We start from the raw sequence: 20438 nt of genomic DNA, 5'->3' as shown, positions 1-20438 counted from the left end.
CAGACGGATAATGGTATCTGTCGTTTTGGGGTTGTTGGCCTATCTTGCTGTTTGCATGACCTCAGGCTGCGGATATTCTCTTCATCGCAAGGCAGATCTGCCGTTTACCGAGATCAGGATAGGCAAGATCGAGAACTACTCGGTAGAGCCGAAACTGCAGGATAAACTGCATAAGGCGCTTGTAAGGGAATTCACCAGAAATGGCATCACGGTTGACCCTTCTGCCGGGAATGTCCTGTCCGGAGTTGTCCGCAGATTCGAAATGTCCAGCCTTTCCGAAAAGAAGGACATAACCGTTGAATACAGGATTGTCATTGATGCTGACTTCACCTACAGAGACAGCAATGGAAAGATGCGCGAGATAAAAAAGGTGATGCCACCCTTTATTGTCTCGTCTTCAGGGGCCGGGGATATGGCCGTGCTCCTGGGTTCCCGGGACATGGCTGAAGATAAGGCAGTGGCGGATATTGCCGTGGGGCTCATAGGCGCACTGATCTATCAATGAGCTACAAAAATCTTGTCGATGAAATAAAAAAAGGTCTTCCCTCTCCCTGCTATCTTTTTAATGCATCCGACCGTTTTCTGCATGCAGAAGCGGTTTCTCTTATCAAGGGCTTAATCCCGCATGAGGAACTTGACTTCAATTTTCAGTCTTTTGATATGCTCTCCTCTGAGCAGGAAAAGACGGCCTTTGACCAGATACTGGATGTATTAAATACGGTCCCATTTTTTGGCGGCCGCAAATATGTTGTCATTGAAAATGCCCATAAGATTGTGAAGAAGGACCTTAAGAAGCTTGAAACCTATCTGCAGGGTCCGTCCGGGAGTTCTGTGCTGGTGCTCCTGTATGAAGGGAGCCTGAAGAAGGATGCAAAAGAGAGCTTCAGGGGAGTCAAACAGATCAGTCTTGATATCAGGGAAGGCGACATGCCTGCCTGGATCGCAGAAAAGGCAAGGCTGAAGGGTCTGAAGCTCTCAGGAGATGCGGCTCAATACCTTCTTGCGGTGATCGGACCTGACCTTGGCATGCTTTCGACAGAGATAGAGAAACTGACTCTTGTCGGGAAACCTGAAATAGAAAAGGGCGACATTGCCGAGATCATTGAAGGTAAACGGATCTTCGGTGCGTTTGACCTTATCAATGCGATCCGTAATCGGGACAAGGAAAAGGTTTTCAGGATCTACAGTATTTTACGGGAGACCGAGGAGCCCTATGCGCTGCTGGGGGCATTGAACTGGCAGTATGCACAGATGTCAGGGGGAAAAAATTCCCCCAAAGAGCGGAACTATCTGTATGAAGTATTTCGCCTGCTGAACAGTGCAGACTTGGGCATAAAGACCGGGGGATTCTATCCCTTTGAACTGCTTCTGGTCAAACTGCTTAAGCTTTCGCCAGTGCGTTAGCCTTTTTTGTCAGCCTGGATACCTTGCGTGCAGCGGTATTCCTGTGGAGTATACCTTTTGACTTTGCGCTGCTGATGGTCTTGATGGCAGCCTTCAAAGTCTTGGCTGCAGCATCTTTGTCGTTTGCCTTTACCGATGCCTCGACCGCCTTTGTGGCCCCTTTGATCGTGCTTTTTGCCGCTCTGTTACGGGCATTTCTTGCTTCTGCCTGCCGAGCTCTTTTCTCTGCTGATAAGTTTCTTTTTACCGGTGCTTTTGCTGCCAATGTGCTGTCCTCCTTGATGGAAAAGTCCTGTTTTATACCATAAAAGACCCTGTTAAAGCAATGCGGAAGCGGGAGAATGGCTATGTGCAAGGTCTGAAGCTTATGTGCTACAATTTATTCCATGAAACAGTATAAACCCTTATCCCTGAAATCAGTCAAGACCTATTCCCTCTCCGGAAGGAAGAGCAAGGTATCGGTCAGCTCCTTTGCCGGTGTCCCGGAGCGGGGCGACTCATTTTCGAACTTCCTCGACAAACTGCCTGATTTCTCTGCAGTGCGTGACTTCAAATCTGTTGTCTCTGCCATTGTGCAGGCGAGAAAAGACCGAAGGCCGGTTATCCTCGGCATGGGCGCCCATCCGATAAAGCTTGGCCTTTCGCCGATTATTATCGACCTTATGAAAAAAGGGATTATCACCGCAATTGCTGCCAACGGGGCCTGCACCATTCATGATTTTGAGATAGCCATGGCAGGTCATACCTCAGAAGACGTTGCGCGCGAACTCTGCAGCGGAACGTTCGGCATGTCAAAGGAGACGGGCAGGGGGCTGAACCTTGCGATCAATAAAGGCGTTAAAAAAGGATACGGCATCGGCAAGTCAGTGGGCGAATATATCCGCAGCGCAAAATTCAGGTTCTGGGAGAAGAGCATATTTTGTCAGGCGCATGAGCTTGGCATTCCGGCAACGGTTCACGTTGCCATGGGGACGGACATCATCCATATGCATCCTGAGGCAGATGGTGCGGCTATCGGCAAGGGAAGCATGGACGATTTCAGGCTTCTTGCCTCTGTTATTGCCGATCTTGAAGGTGGCGTCTATATCAACCTCGGCTCTGCGGTCATACTGCCTGAGGTCTTTCTGAAGGCACTCAATGTTGCACGGAACCTCGGCAACAAGGTCGAGAAGATAACGACCGTGAATATGGATTTTATCCAGCATTACCGGCCGAAAGAGAACGTGCTGAAAAGGCCGACCATGAGCTGCGGTCAAAACTTTGCCCTCACCGGTCATCATGAGATCATGTTCCCGCTGCTATCTGCTGCGGTGATTGAGGAGATGCGATGAGAGTTATTGTTGATGAAGACGCCTGCATCGGTTGCGGCAGGTGTGAAGAGATCTGTCCCGCAGTGTTTCATGTTGACCCTGAGATCGGCAAGTCAAGGGTGATCGATGAAGAAGCCTGCGATTATACCGGCTGCTGCGAAGCTGCTGAAGAGAACTGCCCTGTAGAGGCGATAACGCTGGAGGAATAAAAAAGGCCCTCTTGCGAGGGCCATCTATAACCTGAGGGCTGGTATCGGGGAGTGCCCCCAGGCTGTATTCCGCGCGGGATGGAGGGTATATCACCCGCACAGACTTAACCTGACTTAACAACCTGTTTCTGCGTTTGCTGCAGCAAATATACAGAATCCGCTTTAGTTAGATTATTTTATCTGTTATTTGTCGCATTGTCAATAGATTGCTTAACTAATTGACTATATCTTTTTTTCTCTGCCAGGCTATCTATGAACCGATGTCTCCGGATTTGGCTGACATCGGCCTGAAATCGAGCCCCTGTGATACAATACGTTCATGAAATGCTCCGCAACATTTTCCCGGCTTCAAATACTGGTTCTTATCATGCTTCTGCCTGGCTGTTCGGCAATCTTATCGTCAACAGACACGGCTATAAAGGGGAATATGCCGGAGATCAAGAAGGATTGCTTGACCTGTCATACGTCACATGGCGCAGACGGTGAACTGGTGCTGAAAGAGCCGATAACAAAGCTCTGCCTGGAATGCCATCCAGACAGGAAAGGTCCTGCTGAACATAAGGTCGATGTTATCATCTCCTCGCCGGTTCCGGGTCTGCCCCTGACCGAAGGGAAGATGACCTGTGTGACCTGCCATGATCCACATTCCAACGCCAACGGAGCAATGCTCCGCATGGGCCGAGAAAAACTCTGTCTTTCCTGTCATAACCAATAATTGGAGTCCGGCTCCCCTGGATGCGATCCTGCTGGTAGAATAGTCCTATGTCAGTGACGCGGGTAGTGCAGGCAAGTATCATTTCAGGGAGTCTCTGGAAAAGCATTTGGCGGCTTTCATGGCCCATGCTGATCATCATGGTCCTGAATTTTATTGTCGGATTCACGGATATCTACGTTGCCGGGCTGCTTAACCCTCAGATCCAGGCTGCCGTCGGTTTCATCAGCCAGCTCTATTTTCTTGTGGTCATCGTTGCCAATGCAGTCAGCATCGGAACCCTTGCGCTTATTTCGAGGGCTGTCGGCGCCAATGATCATCCGCGTGCGCTGCATATTGCCAGACAGTCCCTGCTCTTCAGCCTTGTCTGCGCAGTCATCCTTGCAACTGCCGGGTTCCTGATGTACAGGCAGATCATTGCCCTTGCGGGCGTTCCATACGAGATCAGAAAGATCGCCGGGGACTTCTTCAGGATTTTTGTGCTTGCCCTTGCACCCAACTACGTGCTGATCATATCCAATGCCATATTCAACGCCAGTGGTGAAGTAAAAAAACCGCTCATGACTATGTCTGCTGTGACCATTATCAACGTGATCACGGTTTTTTGCCTAGTCTTTGGTCTCGGCCCCTTTCCGGCTCTCGGCTATAAGGGGATCGCAACCGCTACGGCGATATCTCTGATGATCGGCATGATCTTAAACCTTCTCTTCTTCAGCTTTAGCAGATGGAGGGCGCTCTTTGCAGAGGCATGGAAACCCTCGGTGGAGACGATAGGGAAGATCATACGGATAGGATGGCCTGCTGCAATGCTCCAGATAACCTGGAATGCAGGCAGCATCGTCCTTTATAACATACTCGGCAGGCTTGAAGACAGCAGCATTACTGCCCTTGCATCCATATCCAACGGGCTCAGGATCGAAGGGATCATCTATCTGCCTGCTTTTGCCCTGAATATGGCCGCTTCGGTGCTTATTGGGCAGAACCTTGGGGCAGGCGATCCTGGGCGGGCTGAAAAGGCAGGCTGGAAGATCGCACTTTCCGGGGCCTTTATTATAAGCGTGCTGTCTCTTGTCTTTTTCCTGAATGCCGGGCAGCTTGCCTCATTGCTAACCAGCAGGCAGGACGTGCTTGAAGAGACTGAGCGGTATCTCCGGTTCAATATGTTTTCAGAACCCTTTATGGCCATGAGTGCTATTCTTGGTGGTGCGCTCCAGGGCGCAGGAGACACGCGGGGCACTCTGAAGGTGATCGGTATATGCATGTGGCTTATCAGACTTCCTCTTGCATGGTTTTTTGCGCTTGTCCTGCATTACGGCGCCTCAGGCGTCTGGATGGCCATGGTCATATCAATGTGTATACAGGGTATACTAATGTCAGCGCGGTTCCATAAAGGATCGTGGAAACATCTGAAGGTTGAATAAGCATAATTACGAAGAGGGGACTATCCATGTTGAAATTGTTCAATACGTTTGGCAGAAAACTTGAACCATTCAGGACTGTAGGCAACAAGCGTGCTTCAATCTTCACCTGCGGCCCATCGGTGTACCAGCGTGCGCATATCGGCAATTTCAGGACCTTTCTGTTTGAGGATATCCTTGTCCGGTACCTTGAATATTCGGGCTTCACGGTTGAGCGCGGTATGGCGGTCACTGATATCGAGGACAAGGCTATCAGAGAGGCAGAAAAATATGGAACTTCGGTAAAGAAACTGACCGACAAAAACATTGCGCAGTTCATCAAAGAACTGAAGCTGCTGAATATGAAGGTGCCCCAGTATATGCCCCGTGCATCTGAATGTGTGGACGAATCGGTCTGTATCATAAAGAGGCTGCTTGAAAGAAAGATTGCATACAGCTTCGGCGGCAATATCTACTTTGACCCGCTGAAGGTCCGCAGCTTCGGCAAACTGTTCGGACTGGACATGTCAAAATGGCCGAAGAAGAAGAGACGTTTCCATAAGGACACCTATCCCGGCATACAGTGGAACTACGGAGATTTCGTCCTCTGGCACGGCTGCGAGATCAGCGAAAAGGCCTGCTGGAAGACTGAACTGGGTGAGGGAAGGCCGTCATGGAACGTGCAGGACCCCAGCATGGTACTGCGCCATTTCAGCGGAACCCTCGCTGCCTTCTGCGGCGGCATAGACAACCTGTACAGGCATCATGACTACTCCCTTGCCATACTTGAATCGATCAAACCCTATCCCATGTCGCGGTTCTGGCTGCATGGTGCTCATCTTTATGTTGACGGCCAGAAGATGTCCAAGTCCAAGGGTAATATCCTGTACACGGAGATGCTCATCAAGAAAGGCTATTCTGCCCAGGAGATCCGATTCTTTCTTATGTACAGCCACTACCGGAAGAAGCTCAACTATTCTGACAATGCCATGAAGGCAGCAGCAGAGCGGCTGAGAGATTTCAGGAATTGCGTGATGTTGACTAAGAAGAAGGCCGGCGCATCAAGACCTGCAGACTCGCAGATCTCCGAGAGTCTTAAAACGGCTTTTGAATTTTCCATGGATAATGATATGAGTGTAAAGCCCGCCTTTGACGCGATGCAGGAGACACTGAAAAAGATCGATCTGCCGTCGCTGTCTGCGCCTCAGGCCGCAGGGATTATCAAGGTTTTGAAAAAGATCGATGAGGTTTTGCAGGTCCTTTTCTGAGTTGAAGGCGGAAGGAAGACGTAGGGGCGAACAAACATTCGGCGAGGAACGATGAAACCATCCTCGCCGTTTTGGGTGCATTGTTTTACAACAGTATTTTCTGAATCAATTCCCTCACCTCTTCGAGCATCTTCCTCCTGTCTTCATCCGTTACATATGGTATTGCACAGAGATATTTATGTGCGATCAGTTCCATGCCGGTAAACTGGAAGATGCCTTCTCCGGTGGTCTGGCCTATGCTTTTAAACATGCCTGACGCTTCATACATCTCCTGCGGCGCACCGGTCGTTGTGATCAGCAGCACCTTCTTCCCCTTCAGCAGGCCTTCAAGATCCGGCCCGTTGATACGATAGGCAAAGCCCTCGGTAAAGACCCTGTCTATATATCCCTTCAGGATCGCGGGCATGCCTGCCCACCAGAGCGGATAGATCACAATGACCATATCCGCTGAGCTGATATACTCCTGCTCTGCCTTTACTTCAGGCGGAAGCTTTCCCTGCATCATATCAGCCAGGTCATTAAGTGACAGCACAGGGTTGAAATTCTGTGCGTACAGATCGCGCACAAAGACTTCCTTCCCGGCCTCTGCGAGTGTGTCCATGACCGCCTCAAAGATGGCATGGTTAAAGCTCTTGGGGTTCGGATGGGCATAGAGGATAAGATAATTCATCTTCGCGCTCATTTCTTATCGCCGAAGATTTCCTTGAAGAACGTCTTCATCGCAGCCCAGGACCGCTTGTCAGCCTTCTCATTGTAAGCAGCCCCCTTGCTGTTGTCATTGCCCGAAGCAGGATTGCTGAAACTGTGAACAGCATTGCCATAACTCACAAACTGCCAGTCCACACCTGCCTTGCGCATCTCGTCCTGAAAGGACAGCACTTCCTCGGCCTTTACAAAGGGATCGTCCCCGCCATGCAGAGCCAGCACCTTGCCTTTGATATTCTTCGCATCAGTGGGCATAGAGGTGGCAAGGCCGCCATGGAAGCTCACAACGCCCAGAGTGTCGGCGCCGCTTCGCGCAAGCTCAAGCACGGTTGTGCCGCCGAAACAATATCCGATTGCAGCGGTCTTTGTCGTATCTACCAATAGTTGTTTTTTCAGGACATCGAGCGCTGCATTTACGCGGGAGCGGAGCACCTTACGGTCGCCTCCGCGATATTTACCGGCAAATTCCGCAGCCTCCTTTCCGTCCTTCGGCCTGATGCCCTTGCCATAGATATCCGCTGCAAAGGCCACATAGCCCAAGGCAGCAAGCTGCTCTGCCCTGCCTTTCTCATACGCGCCGAGCCCCATCCATTCGTGTACAACTAGCACTCCCGGCATTTTTTTGTGGTGCATGTCATCATCGTACGCGAGGTATCCCTCAAGAATCGCATCTCCATCCCTGTATTCGACAGCTTGAGTACGGATGGTCGCATTGGCAACGGAAGTCAGAAGCACAATTGAGAGTATGCAGAAGATCAGAGAGAGAGATGTTTTCATGGCAGGCCTCCTTTGAATATGATGCATATTACCATTATATCGCTTCAGGAGAAAAACGGAAGATGGCTGTGAAGATATCTAAAAAAGGCTTGTCTGTCCTTTGGGCTCTTTCTTTTTGAATTGTTCAAATATCCTGATCTTGCCGAACTCGCCGTCATATCCTGGAGCGATCGATATATCTCCGGAGCGCATTTTTGCAATGGCCTCGGCTATTTTTGCAGAACCTGCGTTTTCGATTTCAGTAAGAGGGGTATCCAGGAGGATCGTAAACTCATTTCCAAGAGCGCTAAGCAGATTAAAATACATTGCCGCCACCTTCTTGCTGGATGGGCCGACACTCAATGCCTCTCCGATAATCTCTACGAGCGGGATGATCGAATGGAAGGGGGGCGCGTCTTTTGGCCGAAAGCCTTCGTCTCTGTCGGCCAGTTTATCGACCCTATGCATAACGCCGATCGTGAGCTTCTTGCTGCAGACCGGGCAGATGTTGTTATACCTGATCGATTCCTTTGGCGTAAAGCTCACATCGCAGGCCCTGTGGCCGTCATAATGGTATTTGCCTTCCTCAGGGAAAAACTCGATCGTCCCTGAAAATCCTTTCCGTGTCTTAAGTGCATCAGTGATTGCGCCATACGAAATCTCCGTCTCCAATACATTTGCCTCGCGGCCCAATTTTGACGGCGAGTGGGCATCAGAGTTCGAGATAAGCGTGATATTGTCGAGCGCGGACAGTCTCCAGTTCATAAGCGGGTCGGACGAGAGGCCCGTCTCGATGGCATGAATGTGGGGCGTCAGTTCTTCATAGCATTCTTCAAGGCTGTCAAAGCCGGATACTGCGCCAAAGACCGAAAAGTGAGGCGTCCAGGCATGGGCTGGAATGACCATGGCATCAGGCGATATATCAAGAACGATCTTAAGAAGCTCCTTTGCATCAAGCCCGAGTATCGGCCTGCCGTCTGAATGGAGGTTGCCGATCTGTTTCAGCCGGGCATTGATCTTCTCTGCCGCTGAAAAACCGGGTGCAAGAATGACGCTATGGATCTTCCGGGTCTTGTCATTCTTCTTATAGATGCAGCTGATCTCTGCTGAAAGCATGAACGAGACATCTGCTCTGCAGGAGTCAGGCACGTCATCTGTTTCAAAGGCTTTTTTCAGGCTGAAAAGTCCATTGCCTGCAGGCCCAAGTTTCTCCTCAAGTTCTTTGATCCACTGCGGATGCGTGAAATCTCCTGAACCGACTACAGAGATGCCTTTGAGCTGTGCCCATTTCCAGAGGTTCTCGGGATTGAGGTCCCTGCTGGTTGCGCGGGAATATTTCGAATGGATATGCAGGTCGGCAATAAAACGCATGGGAGATTATAGCATGAAGCGGAATCTGGGGCAGAAACAGGTGTTCAAATCCACTTCAGGTAAGATCCATTGCAGTAATTTCAATACGGTACGTGATGCTCTTTTTGGGGGCTTGACAGAGCCAGTTTTTTTATGATAAATAAAATTAGCACTCGTCAATTAAGAGTGCCAATTAGTTGTTTTAAAACATTATATTAGGAGGATTAGACATGTTATGGTCGGAATTTGAAAGACTTGGAAGGTTCATCGACCCCTGGCGGGAGTTCGAACGAATGAGCAGGGACTTATCGAGGATGGGTTCACAGAATGACCGTGATTTTCCGCATGTTAATGCATGGACTTCTGCTGACAAGGCAGTTGTGACAACCGAGGTGCCAGGGATGAATCGTGAGGATATTGATATCTCGGTCGCTGATGAGGTGCTTACGATCAAGGGGAAACGCCATAGTGATGATCCTAAGGCTGAAGAGACTTATCACCGGCGGGAACGCTGGACCGGGCAGTTTTCGAAGAATATTGTTCTGCCCTTCAGGGTAGAAAACAGCAGGGTTGAGGCGAAGTATCAGAAGGGTGTGCTCACGATCGTTCTGCCGAGAGAGGCAGTCGCTGAACAACGGGAAGAAAGGACGCGTGAGCGGCGGGTCTATACTCCGGCAGTAGATATCATCGAGGGCAAGGATGAAACGACAGTAATCGCGGATATGCCCGGTGTTGATGAATCTTCCGTGGATATTACCCTTGAAAAGAACATCCTCGAAATCTATGGAAAGGTAGATCCGGATATCCCTCAGGGAATGAGGCTTGTCATATCAGAGTATGGCATCGGCGACTATCACCGCCGCTTTACGCTTTCTGATGAGATCGACAGGGACAGGATCCAGGCTACGGTAAAAAATGGTGTTTTACGACTGATACTTCCCAGGGCAGAAAAGGCAAAAACAAGAAAAATTGAGGTAAGGGCCGGGCAGTAGCAGTTCTCCGGTTGGGAATGAGAAAAGTCATGAACTGCATCAAAACAACAGAATTTCAGGACTATTAAACTGCAACAGACTCATGAGGTGAAAAAAATGACAGAGAAAAAACGCACGTTAATGTACGCTGCAACACTTATACTGGTCGGGCTTATCATAGGCCTCGGCATATCTTCAAACTTCAATCTGCTCTCAAACGGCCATACGCAGGAACCGGCTATATCGAAAGAGTCTATTGATATCCTTTCCAGGACAGGAAAAGCTATGGCCGAAGTTGCTGCTGCCGTGAAACCTGCAGTTGTAAATATTTCTTCGACAAAAACGATAAAAATATCCGGCATGCAGTCGCCCTTCTTTGACGATCCGTTTTTCCGGAGATTTTTCGGCGATGAATTCGGGCAGCCCAGAAGGCCGCGAGAACATAAGTCGTCTGGTCTCGGTTCCGGCGTAATAGTGGATAAAGACGGCTATATATTGACCAACAACCATGTGATCAAGGATGCCGATGAGATTAAGGTCAAGTTGTCTGACAAGAGAGAGTTCAAGGGCAAGGTGATCGGCACAGACACAAAAACTGACCTTGCCGTGATCAAGATAGATTCGAACCATCTCCCTGTGCTGAGGATCGGTGATTCGGACAGACTGAGGGTCGGGGAGACCGTCATTGCGGTCGGCAACCCCTTTGGACTGAACCAGACGGTAACATCTGGTATTGTCAGCGCAACAGGCAGGGCAAATGTAGGCATTGCCGACTATGAAGATTTTATTCAAACTGACGCCCCGATAAATCCCGGCAATTCAGGAGGAGCGCTCGTTAACGTGAAAGGAGAACTCATCGGTATCAATACGGCCATATTCAGCACCTCAGGCGGTTATCAGGGAATCGGTTTTGCGATCCCCAGCAGCATGGCAAAGGCCGTGATGGATAACCTCATTCAGAAAGGGAAGGTTGTCAGGGGCTGGCTCGGGGTATCAATACAGCCTGTCACTCCTGATCTTGCAAAGCAGTTCAATATCAAGGACGATAAAGGAGCCCTTGTGGGCGATGTCGTGGAAGAGAGCCCTGCTGAAAAAGCCGGGATTCAGAATGGCGATGTCATCATAGAGTTCGATGGCAGGGAAGTGACTGATCCTGCAAGTCTGAGAAATAATGTGGCTGCAACTCCTCCCGGCAAAAAGGCTGCGATTAAAGTCATGCGCGACGGCAAAATTAAGGCACTCGATGTTGCCATTGCCGAACTTCCGGCAGATCAGCAGAAGCTTCATGGAGGATTCGACAATCTTCTCAAGGGAGTCATTGTGCAGGGGCTTACCCCTGAACTGAAAAAAAGTCTCGATATACCGGCGAGAATATCAGGGGTTGTTGTTGCAGACATCGAAGAGGGAAGCCCTGCCGGAGGACTGCTGCTGCCCAAGGATGTTATTGTGGAAGTCAACCGCAGGAAGATAACCAGCGCAAAGGACTATGAGGCTATTGTATCGAAAATCAAGTCCGCAGAGGATGTCCTGCTGCTTGTCTTCAGAAACGGCTCGGTCACCTATCTCTCACTCTCTGCCCGATAATAGTCAAACCAAACAGCATAAGCAGGGCAGGAAAGACTACCTCCTGCCCTGCTTTTTGTTTGTCTCAGACAGGAGAGCAGTCAACAGAGGCCGGATTGACACGGTAGAGCCAAAACCATAATATAACAGTCTTTCAGCGTATCGTAAATGCAACTCGCTGCGAATTATGGAGATCCCCCATGCTTCAGGAACTGATTCTGATCCTAACACAATTTGGAGGCGGGCCGGGAGACCCTGCCAACAATGTAGTACGCTTTCTTCTGGCTACTTTCTTCTGGGTGGTGCTTTTACTGGTGTCCTCGCTGATGTGGCGTACCACGGCAGACCGCAGGCATCTCTATTTTTCGATTTCTGCCGCAGTCGGCGCCAGCAGGGAACTTTTTATGTTTACTGCCGAATACGGCAGCTTTCGCGGATATATCTCCTTCCCTACGATTTTTCGCTATTATCCGCCACTGGAGCATGCAGTTGCCATACTTTCAATTATCCTCATGGGCTATGCCTTTCTTCGCTTCTATTTCAGCTTTGAACGCTTCTCACGCTTCTTTTTGATCTGCAGTTCGCTCCTGACGCTAGCTGTTTACATCGTTATCGCCCCGCTGTGGGTAAGGTTTCTGGATGCGACTGCCCGTGCCTCACTCAATAGCGACCTCTTTATCGGTGCTGCGTTTCACGACTTTTCCGGTGATCTGGTATTTCGTCTGTTGGGGGCTTTTGTCTGCTTCCTGATTCTTAATTCGTTTCTGTATTCAAAGACAAGGTCGATAAAATTTCCCTGGCTGGCGTTTATTGCTTTTTTCTTCTTCTTCATGGATGATGCACTTCAGGCGGTAAATGATCTGCACAATGATCGTTATGCCCCTGTATTTGCCCCGTTGCGGCATTGCCTCCATATTGCTGCGATCGCACTTCTTGTTGGGGTCTACTGGTGGGAGATTACACGGCAGTTAAAAGGAAAACAGCAGTTCCTTCAGAGCATGCTGGATACCATCCCTGACATGCTTTTTTATAAGGATGTACAGGGTGTCTACCTGGGCTGCAATCAAAACTATGCCAGCAGTATTATCGGCAAACCACAAGAAGAGATTATCGGGTTCACTGACAGGGATTTTGAGCCGGATCCTGCTTTGGTTGAGATCATACGCAGGACTGATCTGGAGTGTATCAGCACGCAGATGTCCTGCTCCTATGAACGGCTGCGCACTCTTCAGGACGGAAGGCAGGCGATCCTGGAGACGATCAAGACACCGTTCCATGATGATGAAGGAAAGGCAGGCGGCTTAATCGGCGTCTCCCGCGATATCACTGAACGCAGGCGACTGGAGGAACAGCTCCGGCATTCACAAAAGATGGAGGTAATAGGTCAGCTCGCCGGCGGGGTGGCCCACGACTTTAACAATATCCTCTCGGTAATCACGGGCTATAGCGAATTGACGCTCATGCGTATTGAGAAGAATGACCCGTTGCGTCTTAATATTGAAAAGATGCATGCTGCAGCAGATCGTGCTGCCCGCCTGACCAAAAGCCTCCTGACGTTCAGCCGTAAACAGCCGCTTAATCTCCGGGTGTTCGATCTGAATCCAATCCTTCATAATTTTGAGAAGTTTCTCAAAAGAATCATCGGTGAGGATATTTGTCTTAACATTGCCCTGGCCGACGAACCCCTCACGGTTTCAGCGGATAGCGGCCAGCTTGAGCAGATTATGATGAATCTGGCTGCCAATGCCAGAGATGCGATGCCAGGCGGCGGACAGTTGACCATGGATCTGTCTCGCGATACGATAGGTCACGCATTTATAGAAACCCATGGCTATGGTACGCCTGGCCACTATGCCGTGCTTACGGTTTCTGACACTGGCGAGGGGATGGATGAGAAAACGAGACAAAAAATATTCGAACCCTATTTTACTACCAAGGAAATCGGGAAAGGGACAGGTCTCGGGCTTGCTATTGTCTATGGGATTGTTAAGCAGCACAATGGCTATATCGATGTTATGAGCGCGCCGGGAGACGGGACTGTGTTCAGGGTATATATTCCCATCTCTGATTCTGAGGTCAAGTATGAGGGTATTACATCTCCGGACTTTCACGTAACAGGCGGTGGAACAATTCTGGTGGCGGAAGATGATGAGGATGTGCGTGGAGTTGTGCTGGACGCACTCAGCAAATTTGACTACGACATAATTGTGGCTGAAGACGGGCAGGATGCCGTCGAAAGGTATAAAGAACATCGTGACAGGATCCAGCTTGTCCTTATGGACATTGTTATGCCAAAGCTGAACGGCAGGGATGCTGCCAGGCAGATCAGACAAATGCATCCGAAGGCAAAAATTCTCTTTACCAGCGGCTATACCGCTGACATCATTCAGGCGCGCGGGGAACTTGATGAGGGAGAGGAACTCATCATGAAACCGGTCAAGCCATCTGAGCTGCTCCGAAAAATGAGGGAGATGCTTGACCATGGATAAGCGTTTTGCATATTACGCAAAGATTGAACGGAATCCGATATTCATCGATCTGTTTCAGTGCTATACGATTTGCAATGCTTCGTAGAGATCTCTGGTGAGAAGGGCAAGCCGGTCGTAGTCCAGCGTATCCGGCAGATCGCCGGAATCGTGGTAATTCGGGTTGCGATAGAATGAAGTGTCCGTGATCATAAAGGCAGGAACACCGAATTTCCAGTAATTCCTGTGGTCAGAGAAGTCCACGCCTGGAATAATCGAGAAACCGTTGAGGGATTCGACCGGGAATGACGAAACAGAGGTGAAGGCGGCCTTGAAGCTGTTTGAGAAGATCCGCGAAGAGAAGTTGCCGACAAAGGCGATGAAATTACCAATGTCAGGGTAGAAGGGCTTAAACAGCGACGACGGGTAGTATTGCGACCCTTTGTCTTCACTGAAATAACCCAGCATCTCAAGCGAGATCATGCCAAAGACCATTGTCCCTTCATCATGAAGGCTCTCTGCATGGACATAACTGCCCATATGGTGTGTCATATATGCAGGCGGTTCTTCGAGGCAGTAGGCAACGTAACGCACAGTTCTCCTGAGAGGCCTTTCCCTTGTCAGGCGTGCAATTTCGAGCAGTGCAGCTACTGCGCTTGCATTGTCGTCCGCTCCTGGTGTTCCCTCACAGGAGTCGTAGTGAGCACCGACCACAAGGAGTCCCTGGCAGTCTGGCTCGCTACCCCGGATCTCGGTGATAATATTGTGGTAGGTATTGTCCCTGAAGGTGAAGGCTTGACGGACGGTTTCGCATCCCGAACTTTTGAGCTTCTCTTCGATGAAATCGGCTGATCGGGCGAGCTTGTCCAGATCTTTCCAGCTTCTCTGTCCGATCTCTCCGGCAAGAAGAGAAACCGTAGCCATGACATTATCCTTTATCATATCCATCGTTCAGTATTTCAGTTTCTTCCTGAGAGTGAGTCTGCTGATGCCTAGCAGGCGGGCTGCCTCTGACTGGTTCTCATGCACGTGGCTGAGGACATAGGAAATAAGCGCGCGGTCAACCTCGTCATGGACACGGTCATACATGCCTCGTTCCTTATTTTCTATCGCCTGTTTCACAAAGGAAGTGACTGCCGTGCCGAGTGATTCAGCTTCCGCCTGTTGGGGGACTGCATGAGAACCGAGTTCGCTCAGTTCATGTGTCGTAAGATAAGGCGTTCTGGCGAGTGCCAGGGCAGACCGTATCGTGTTTTCAAGCTCCCGGATGTTTCCGGGCCAGTCATGGGAACTGAGCCGCCTGGAAAACTGCCGGGTAAATCCCCTGATATGGCGCGGCGCTGTCTGTTTGTAGCGGTTCAGGAAGAACTGGACAAGCGGAAGAATATCTTTTCTGCGCTCCCGAAGCGGCGGGATATGGATCGTCGTGACACGGAGCCGGTGATAAAGATCTTCCCTGAATGTGCCCTGTTTAACCATTGCTTCGAGATTTCTGTTTGTTGCCGAGAGCACCCGCACATTTACCTGGACCTCCTTTGTGCTGCCGAGGGGATAAAATGCCTGGGTCTGGAGAAAGCGGAGAAGCTTCGCCTGAAGGGGCAGGGGCAGTTCCCCTACTTCATCAAAAAATACAGAACCCTCATCGGCGATCTTGAGCATGCCTTCCTTTGATGCGACCGCTCCGGTAAAGGAGCCCTTTTCAAAACCGAAGAGCTCCGACTCCAGCAGGGCCTCTGGCACTGCCGCGCAATTAACGACAACAAAGGGTTTCCCAAAGCGCGATGAAAGCTGGGCTATCGATTCTGCGATCAGCTCCTTGCCGGTCCCTGTTTCTCCCGTGATCAGCACCGGTGCATCAACCTGCGAGAGCCTCGCCAGTTTTTTGCAGACATCCATGATGATCGGTGAGCTGCCTACGATTGCACAGGTCGGCGTAGGAGGCAGTGGCGCAATCGGGATATGGTCCCGGATTTCGTCACGGAATTCCTGAAGCTCTTCAAGAAGGCCGGCAATCGCCTCGGGCGTGAGCGGCCGCTGTATCACCTCATAGGCGCCGAAAGTCGCGGCTTCCATGACCCGCTCTGTCCGCTTCTGCTTTGTGACTGCCATAACATAGTGGCTGTCGGTCAGTTCCCTGATCATACCCGGCCGCATGGTATCGATATCGAAAAAGACAAAAGACCCATCGCTTTCCGGAGTGCCTTCGGTAAGTTTCGTGCCTTTTAGCAGAACCCCTGAAAGCTCCTTGAATAGTGACCGGTCTTTGCTGATCAGTGCAATCTTTTCCATCTTTTGTATATTAATTATACATACTGATAATATATTAATCAATGGGCGCTTTGGTGGCCATGAGAACTCCCTGGTTTTAAAGGATATTGCTGTTGGCATGGCGGTTGCAACTATAGAGGAAAGATCGGAAACCGGTTTTTTTAGCACTATAACCGTCAAGGAGAAGGATCATGGATGATGCAAAGATATACAACGTATGCCTTATGAGGGTGAAGTTCCAGATCACAAACGCAAAGCAGAGGCTGGACGGCATGGTCCCCCCAGGCGGCAAAGTGGCTCTTGAATCCTATAACACCGGTGACATCGAAGACATTATCGACATTCTCGAAATTTATGATCTGGAAGACCGCACACAAGACGGGCTTGGCCAAAAACTCGAAGACCTCGCCTATACAGTCTCAGTGCTTGTGAGAGAAACAGTCGCCTTTGATTACGATCTGAAAGGAAACCTCGGGCTGTATCTTGTGCTTAAAGAAAAGCGCGCGCCGCAGGAAATTAACGTGGCGGACGCAGTCCTGTCAGCAGCCTGAGCAAAGGCAGTCATATCAGAACGGCCAGAGCCTGCTTATCTTGCGGGTGTCAATGCCGTGGTATCTGCCCTGTTTCAGGCAGTCAATGAAATTGTCGTAGGTAACGGCATCAGAGAACTCAGTGTAGCACGACCCGATTTCCCCGGCAGCATGTGCATCTGAACCTCCTGTGAAAGGGAGGTTCAGTGCCTGTGCTGTATCAACAGCCTTCTGGTTAAAGTGGTGCATGTTGCAGCCGTTGAATCCCTCCAGGGCGCAGAGCCCCTCCAGTTTCATTATCATGTTGCCGATGCTGTTGACTCCGCGAAAAGGATGTGACGGGATCACAATGCCTCCATGTCCGTTAACTATCTTTATCAGGTCTGCAATAGGTGCATATTTAATCGACAGCATGTCCGTGTTTACGCCGAAGACGAGGCAGTGGCCTTCAGCGGCAGAGAACTCAACACCCCTGAAGAGCATGATCCTGCTGCCGTATTTCTCGCGCAGAAGTTCGACGCCTTCGGACGCCTCGTAATAATAATGTTCCGTGAAGGCGATGCCGTCTAATCCGCGTTTGATAGCCTGCAGGACTACTTCCTCTGGATCGGTCGGATTGTCCCCGCTGTTTACTGAATGGACATGAAGATCGATATTACACGGCATGTCTTAGAATAACTTTGAAAGCAGGGCAGGCACAACTGTTTCAACGCGCAGGGGGCGTTGACCGAGGCTGATCGGCATGAACCCGATGGAGGAGAGCTTTTCAATCTCGTAGGCAATGAAACCCCCTTCCGGGCCTATCGCGACAGCCGCAGGTTGATTCAGATTCCGGGGACAGGGATGCTCGGCCGCAGGATGGGCCACCAGCGCAAGACGCTCCTGTATGATCGCCGGCAGTTCGTCTTCGACAAACGGCTTAAACAGAGGTTTGAGTTGAACCTCGGGCATGAGGGTATCTTTTGCCTGTTCAAGTCCGAGGCTCAGATATTCGTCAATGCGCTCTTTGGTCAGCAGGGGGCTCTTCCAGAAGCTCTTTTCAACCCGATAGGCGTTCATGAGAACGATCTTCTTTGCACCCATGGAAGACGCAGCAATAAGCACCCGTTTCAGAACCTTGGGGCGAGGCAGAGCGAGGATAAGTATCACAGGAAGCGGAGCGGGCGGCTTCTGGTCAAGATGCAGTTCAAGGGTGATGGCCTCAGGCGTCAGTGTGGTTACGGTTCCCTTGCCGAGGGGGCCGTTCAGCAGGCCTACCGAAAGTTGATCTCCCGGAGAGGCCTTGTGGACTTCGAGTATGTGTTTTAGTCTGCGACCCTGCACCTGGACGCAGTTCTGCCCAACAAAATCGTCTTCAGAAAGAAGAATAAGGTTCATGCAGAATTAACTCGGCCATTTCTCCGTAAAAACGATCTCGCCAAGCGGCTTCCGGGCAGGGCCTCCTGTTTTTTCCTCAAGGGGATAGCCGAGAGGGAAAAGTCCGACGACCCTGATATCCGATGGGATGCCAAGAAGCTCCCTCAGCTTTGACTCATCGAAAACACCGACAAAGACCGTGCCAAGACCGAGCCCCCGGGCCGCAAGCCAGAGGTTCTGGCAGGCGATGCCCAGATCGGTCATGTAGTACGTCTGCTCCCACAATACCCCGGACTTTACCGGGTCTGCGCAGGCAACGATAACTACCGGGGCTTCGGCAAGGGCCTTCTTTGCGGGATTGACCTTATAGCCCTTGGGAGCAAAAAAAGACTCGACATAGGAGAGCTCGCTGATCTGCTGTTTTGTTGCAGTCTCCTTCACCACGACAAAGCGCCAGCACTGCATATTGGCCCATGACGGTGCCATCCTGACCGCCTCAAGGAGCTGCTGCAGTTTTTCTTCTTCTACCGGCCTGTCCGAAAATTTCCGCACACTTCTTCTTGTCTGAATCGCCTCGAAAAGTTCCATATAACACCTCCCTAAGAAACTATACCACAGGTACCGGTGCTCCTGAGACAAATTGACAGCTCCGTTCGTATTTGCCGCACTAACAGTATTGTTTGTTAGCAGACATTAATGTCTCACCGTAATATCGCAGAGTTTCAGGAAAGCGTGTAATTGCAGGGATTTCATGGGTGGCATATCAATTGCAAAATAGTCGATGAAGAAGAATTACAAACTATTGTCTAAGGAGGATTACATGAGACAGATTGCAATCTACGGCAAGGGCGGCATCGGCAAGTCAACAACAACGCAGAATTTGGTGGCAGCACTCGCAGAGGCGGGCCGCAAGTGCATGATCATAGGCTGCGACCCAAAGGCGGACTCAACGCGGCTTATCCTCAACCGCAAGATGCAGAACACGGTCATGGACATGGCACGTGAAAAGGGCAAGGTAGAGGACCTGGATCTGGATGAAGTGCTGCTTACCGGGTTCAAGGGCATCAGGTGCGCTGAGTCCGGCGGCCCTGAGCCGGGAGTTGGCTGCGCGGGCCGCGGCGTTATAACGGCCATAAACTTTCTTGAGGAAAACGGCGCATACGGCGATGATACGGAATTTATTTTCTATGATGTGTTGGGCGACGTGGTCTGCGGCGGGTTTGCGATGCCGATCCGCGAAGGCAAGGCAAAAGAGATCTACATCGTCACCTCCGGTGAAATGATGGCCATGTATGCTGCGAACAATATCTCACGCGGCGTTCTTAAATATGCCCAGTCAGGCGGCGTGCGCCTTGGCGGCCTGATCTGCAACAGCCGCAAGACAGATATGGAGTTTGAGCTCATCTCAGAGCTGGCGAGCAAGCTTGGCACCCAGATGATCCACTTTGTACCGCGCGACAACGAGGTTCAGCGCGCAGAGCTTCGGAGAAAGACTGTCATCGATTATGCGCCCGATCACCCTCAGGCGAACGAATACCGTGAGCTTGCCCGGAAAATAGCTGACAATAAGAACTTCGTGATTCCGACACCCATCACCATGGATGAACTGGAGAGGCTGCTTATGGATTACGGCATTATGGAAAAAGAAGAGGCAGCGTAGGAAATAAGCACTCAGCGCTCAGCCGTCAGCTAAAACAAGAAAAAAGGCAGGCGATTTGTAATGACCGTTATAGGCTGTCGTTAAGACTGATTGCTGAACGCTGATAGCTAATACAAAGGAGAATGAAATGAGCACGGCAATTAAAGATACACAGAAGATGATAGAGGAAGTCCTGGATGCCTACCCGGAGAAGTCGAAGAAGGACCGGGCAAAGCATCTTGCAGCAAACGATCCGTCGGGCCAGTGCAGCACCTGTCAGGTGAAGTCGAACGTCAAGTCCCGGCCAGGCGTTATGACGGTCAGGGGCTGCGCGTACGCAGGGGCAAAAGGTGTTGTCTGGGGTCCTGTAAAAGACCAGATCACGGTCAGCCACGGCCCTATCGGCTGCGGCCAGTACAGCTGGTGGTCGCGCCGCAACTATTATAACGGCCAGACCGGCATCGATACCTTCGGCACCATGCATATCACCACAGATTTTCAGGAGAAGAATATCGTGTATGGCGGCGACAAAGGG

At 50.6% G+C, this 20438-nt stretch carries 22 protein-coding genes; 13 read left to right on the top strand and 9 right to left on the bottom strand.

Features of this window, described 5'->3' with window-relative positions; genetic code table 11:
- Nucleotides 1–10 precede the first annotated feature (10 nt).
- Complete coding sequence (locus tag HZB31_08560) at nucleotides 11–505, top strand: hypothetical protein (GenBank protein MBI5847985.1); 495 nt, start codon at nucleotides 11–13, stop codon at nucleotides 503–505.
- On the top strand, nucleotides 502–1404 hold the full coding sequence (gene holA, locus HZB31_08555) for a DNA polymerase III subunit delta (protein MBI5847984.1): 903 nt from the start codon (nucleotides 502–504) through the stop codon (nucleotides 1402–1404). The genes HZB31_08560 and holA overlap by 4 nt, the downstream gene beginning before the upstream one ends.
- On the opposite strand, the gene rpsT is transcribed toward holA, so the two are convergent.
- Nucleotides 1382–1669, bottom strand: a complete 288-nt coding sequence (gene rpsT / locus HZB31_08550; GenBank protein ID MBI5847983.1) for a 30S ribosomal protein S20 — start codon at nucleotides 1667–1669, stop codon at nucleotides 1382–1384. The genes holA and rpsT overlap by 23 nt on opposite strands.
- A gap of 121 nt (nucleotides 1670–1790) precedes the next feature.
- On the opposite strand from rpsT, the gene HZB31_08545 reads away from it, so the two are divergent.
- The 5 genes from HZB31_08545 (at nucleotide 1791) to HZB31_08525 (ending at nucleotide 6300) form a co-directional block, all read left to right on the top strand.
- Nucleotides 1791–2735, top strand: a complete 945-nt coding sequence (locus HZB31_08545; protein MBI5847982.1) for a hypothetical protein — start codon at nucleotides 1791–1793, stop codon at nucleotides 2733–2735.
- Entirely contained in the window at nucleotides 2732–2923 is a 192-nt protein-coding gene (locus HZB31_08540; GenBank protein MBI5847981.1) for a ferredoxin, read from the top strand. Before HZB31_08545 ends, HZB31_08540 begins: the two co-directional genes overlap by 4 nt.
- 319 nt (nucleotides 2924–3242) lie before the next feature.
- Entirely contained in the window at nucleotides 3243–3638 is a 396-nt protein-coding gene (locus HZB31_08535; protein ID MBI5847980.1) for a cytochrome c3 family protein, read from the top strand.
- Nucleotides 3639–3685: 47 nt separating this feature from the next.
- On the top strand, nucleotides 3686–5056 hold the full coding sequence (locus HZB31_08530; GenBank protein MBI5847979.1) for an MATE family efflux transporter: 1371 nt from the start codon (nucleotides 3686–3688) through the stop codon (nucleotides 5054–5056).
- 26 nt (nucleotides 5057–5082) lie between these two features.
- Complete coding sequence (locus tag HZB31_08525; protein MBI5847978.1) at nucleotides 5083–6300, top strand: class I tRNA ligase family protein; 1218 nt, start codon at nucleotides 5083–5085, stop codon at nucleotides 6298–6300.
- A gap of 85 nt (nucleotides 6301–6385) precedes the next feature.
- Here the strand turns inward: HZB31_08525 and HZB31_08520 are convergent, their stop codons facing one another.
- The 3 genes from HZB31_08520 to HZB31_08510 form a co-directional block, all read right to left on the bottom strand.
- A complete protein-coding gene (locus HZB31_08520) occupies nucleotides 6386–6970 on the bottom strand; it encodes an NAD(P)H-dependent oxidoreductase (protein ID MBI5847977.1) in 585 nt (194 codons plus the stop codon).
- 8 nt (nucleotides 6971–6978) lie between these two features.
- The gene (locus tag HZB31_08515) at nucleotides 6979–7782 is read right to left on the bottom strand and encodes a dienelactone hydrolase family protein (protein MBI5847976.1); all 804 of its coding nucleotides are present in this window, start codon (nucleotides 7780–7782) and stop codon (nucleotides 6979–6981) included.
- A 78-nt stretch (nucleotides 7783–7860) separates the two neighbouring features.
- Nucleotides 7861–9132: a DNA helicase UvrD gene (locus HZB31_08510; protein MBI5847975.1), complete on the bottom strand. Its 1272-nt coding sequence runs from the start codon at nucleotides 9130–9132 to the stop codon at nucleotides 7861–7863.
- Nucleotides 9133–9512: 380 nt separating this feature from the next.
- Here HZB31_08510 and HZB31_08505 point away from each other — a divergent pair, with 380 nt between their 5' ends.
- From HZB31_08505 to HZB31_08495, 3 genes are all read left to right on the top strand, one after another.
- A complete protein-coding gene (locus HZB31_08505; GenBank protein ID MBI5847974.1) occupies nucleotides 9513–10103 on the top strand; it encodes an Hsp20 family protein in 591 nt (196 codons plus the stop codon).
- 96 nt (nucleotides 10104–10199) lie between these two features.
- Nucleotides 10200–11666, top strand: a complete 1467-nt coding sequence (locus HZB31_08500) for a DegQ family serine endoprotease (GenBank protein ID MBI5847973.1) — start codon at nucleotides 10200–10202, stop codon at nucleotides 11664–11666.
- A 179-nt stretch (nucleotides 11667–11845) separates the two neighbouring features.
- A complete protein-coding gene (locus HZB31_08495) occupies nucleotides 11846–14134 on the top strand; it encodes a PAS domain-containing protein (protein ID MBI5847972.1) in 2289 nt (762 codons plus the stop codon).
- A 60-nt stretch (nucleotides 14135–14194) separates the two neighbouring features.
- On the opposite strand, the gene HZB31_08490 is transcribed toward HZB31_08495, so the two are convergent.
- Together HZB31_08490 and HZB31_08485 are read right to left on the bottom strand one after the other, a co-directional pair.
- The gene (locus tag HZB31_08490) at nucleotides 14195–15034 is read right to left on the bottom strand and encodes a M28 family peptidase (protein ID MBI5847971.1); all 840 of its coding nucleotides are present in this window, start codon (nucleotides 15032–15034) and stop codon (nucleotides 14195–14197) included.
- Nucleotides 15035–15061: 27 nt separating this feature from the next.
- On the bottom strand, nucleotides 15062–16399 hold the full coding sequence (locus HZB31_08485) for a sigma-54-dependent Fis family transcriptional regulator (protein MBI5847970.1): 1338 nt from the start codon (nucleotides 16397–16399) through the stop codon (nucleotides 15062–15064).
- A 170-nt stretch (nucleotides 16400–16569) separates the two neighbouring features.
- Here HZB31_08485 and HZB31_08480 point away from each other — a divergent pair, with 170 nt between their 5' ends.
- Entirely contained in the window at nucleotides 16570–16929 is a 360-nt protein-coding gene (locus HZB31_08480; protein ID MBI5847969.1) for a hypothetical protein, read from the top strand.
- Between the two features lie 15 nt (nucleotides 16930–16944).
- Here the strand turns inward: HZB31_08480 and HZB31_08475 are convergent, their stop codons facing one another.
- The 3 genes from HZB31_08475 to HZB31_08465 are packed head-to-tail and all read right to left on the bottom strand — an operon-like array spanning nucleotide 16945 to nucleotide 18852.
- Complete coding sequence (locus HZB31_08475; protein ID MBI5847968.1) at nucleotides 16945–17574, bottom strand: PHP domain-containing protein; 630 nt, start codon at nucleotides 17572–17574, stop codon at nucleotides 16945–16947.
- A gap of 3 nt (nucleotides 17575–17577) precedes the next feature.
- Nucleotides 17578–18285: a 16S rRNA (uracil(1498)-N(3))-methyltransferase gene (locus HZB31_08470; protein ID MBI5847967.1), complete on the bottom strand. Its 708-nt coding sequence runs from the start codon at nucleotides 18283–18285 to the stop codon at nucleotides 17578–17580.
- A 6-nt stretch (nucleotides 18286–18291) separates the two neighbouring features.
- On the bottom strand, nucleotides 18292–18852 hold the full coding sequence (locus tag HZB31_08465) for a nitroreductase family protein (protein MBI5847966.1): 561 nt from the start codon (nucleotides 18850–18852) through the stop codon (nucleotides 18292–18294).
- Between the two features lie 232 nt (nucleotides 18853–19084).
- On the opposite strand from HZB31_08465, the gene nifH reads away from it, so the two are divergent.
- Together nifH and HZB31_08455 are read left to right on the top strand one after the other, a co-directional pair.
- Entirely contained in the window at nucleotides 19085–19924 is an 840-nt protein-coding gene (gene nifH, locus HZB31_08460) for a nitrogenase iron protein (GenBank protein MBI5847965.1), read from the top strand.
- A 127-nt stretch (nucleotides 19925–20051) separates the two neighbouring features.
- Nucleotides 20052–20438: nitrogenase molybdenum-iron protein alpha chain (locus HZB31_08455; GenBank protein ID MBI5847964.1), on the top strand; the 387-nt coding region annotated here is incomplete at its 3' end.

This window comes from Nitrospirota bacterium (genome assembly GCA_016235245.1).
GTDB lineage: Bacteria > Nitrospirota > Thermodesulfovibrionia > Thermodesulfovibrionales > UBA6898 > UBA6898.
The sequence above is the reverse complement of the archived record's forward strand: the minus strand, read 5'-3'. Positions and strand labels throughout refer to the sequence as shown.

Coding starts and splice junctions, on each gene's coding strand:
- HZB31_08560 (MBI5847985.1), top strand. CDS start 11: ATGGTATCTGTCGTTTTGGGGTTGTTGGCCTATCTTGCTGTTTGCATG.
- holA (MBI5847984.1), top strand. CDS start 502: ATGAGCTACAAAAATCTTGTCGATGAAATAAAAAAAGGTCTTCCCTCT.
- HZB31_08545 (MBI5847982.1), top strand. CDS start 1,791: ATGAAACAGTATAAACCCTTATCCCTGAAATCAGTCAAGACCTATTCC.
- HZB31_08540 (MBI5847981.1), top strand. CDS start 2,732: ATGAGAGTTATTGTTGATGAAGACGCCTGCATCGGTTGCGGCAGGTGT.
- HZB31_08535 (MBI5847980.1), top strand. CDS start 3,243: ATGAAATGCTCCGCAACATTTTCCCGGCTTCAAATACTGGTTCTTATC.
- HZB31_08530 (MBI5847979.1), top strand. CDS start 3,686: ATGTCAGTGACGCGGGTAGTGCAGGCAAGTATCATTTCAGGGAGTCTC.
- HZB31_08525 (MBI5847978.1), top strand. CDS start 5,083: ATGTTGAAATTGTTCAATACGTTTGGCAGAAAACTTGAACCATTCAGG.
- HZB31_08520 (MBI5847977.1), bottom strand. CDS start 6,970: ATGAATTATCTTATCCTCTATGCCCATCCGAACCCCAAGAGCTTTAAC.
- HZB31_08515 (MBI5847976.1), bottom strand. CDS start 7,782: ATGAAAACATCTCTCTCTCTGATCTTCTGCATACTCTCAATTGTGCTT.
- HZB31_08510 (MBI5847975.1), bottom strand. CDS start 9,132: ATGCGTTTTATTGCCGACCTGCATATCCATTCGAAATATTCCCGCGCA.
- HZB31_08505 (MBI5847974.1), top strand. CDS start 9,513: ATGAATCGTGAGGATATTGATATCTCGGTCGCTGATGAGGTGCTTACG.
- HZB31_08500 (MBI5847973.1), top strand. CDS start 10,200: ATGACAGAGAAAAAACGCACGTTAATGTACGCTGCAACACTTATACTG.
- HZB31_08495 (MBI5847972.1), top strand. CDS start 11,846: ATGCTTCAGGAACTGATTCTGATCCTAACACAATTTGGAGGCGGGCCG.
- HZB31_08490 (MBI5847971.1), bottom strand. CDS start 15,034: ATGGCTACGGTTTCTCTTCTTGCCGGAGAGATCGGACAGAGAAGCTGG.
- HZB31_08485 (MBI5847970.1), bottom strand. CDS start 16,399: ATGGAAAAGATTGCACTGATCAGCAAAGACCGGTCACTATTCAAGGAG.
- HZB31_08480 (MBI5847969.1), top strand. CDS start 16,570: ATGGATGATGCAAAGATATACAACGTATGCCTTATGAGGGTGAAGTTC.
- HZB31_08475 (MBI5847968.1), bottom strand. CDS start 17,574: ATGCCGTGTAATATCGATCTTCATGTCCATTCAGTAAACAGCGGGGAC.
- HZB31_08470 (MBI5847967.1), bottom strand. CDS start 18,285: ATGAACCTTATTCTTCTTTCTGAAGACGATTTTGTTGGGCAGAACTGC.
- HZB31_08465 (MBI5847966.1), bottom strand. CDS start 18,852: ATGGAACTTTTCGAGGCGATTCAGACAAGAAGAAGTGTGCGGAAATTT.
- nifH (MBI5847965.1), top strand. CDS start 19,085: ATGAGACAGATTGCAATCTACGGCAAGGGCGGCATCGGCAAGTCAACA.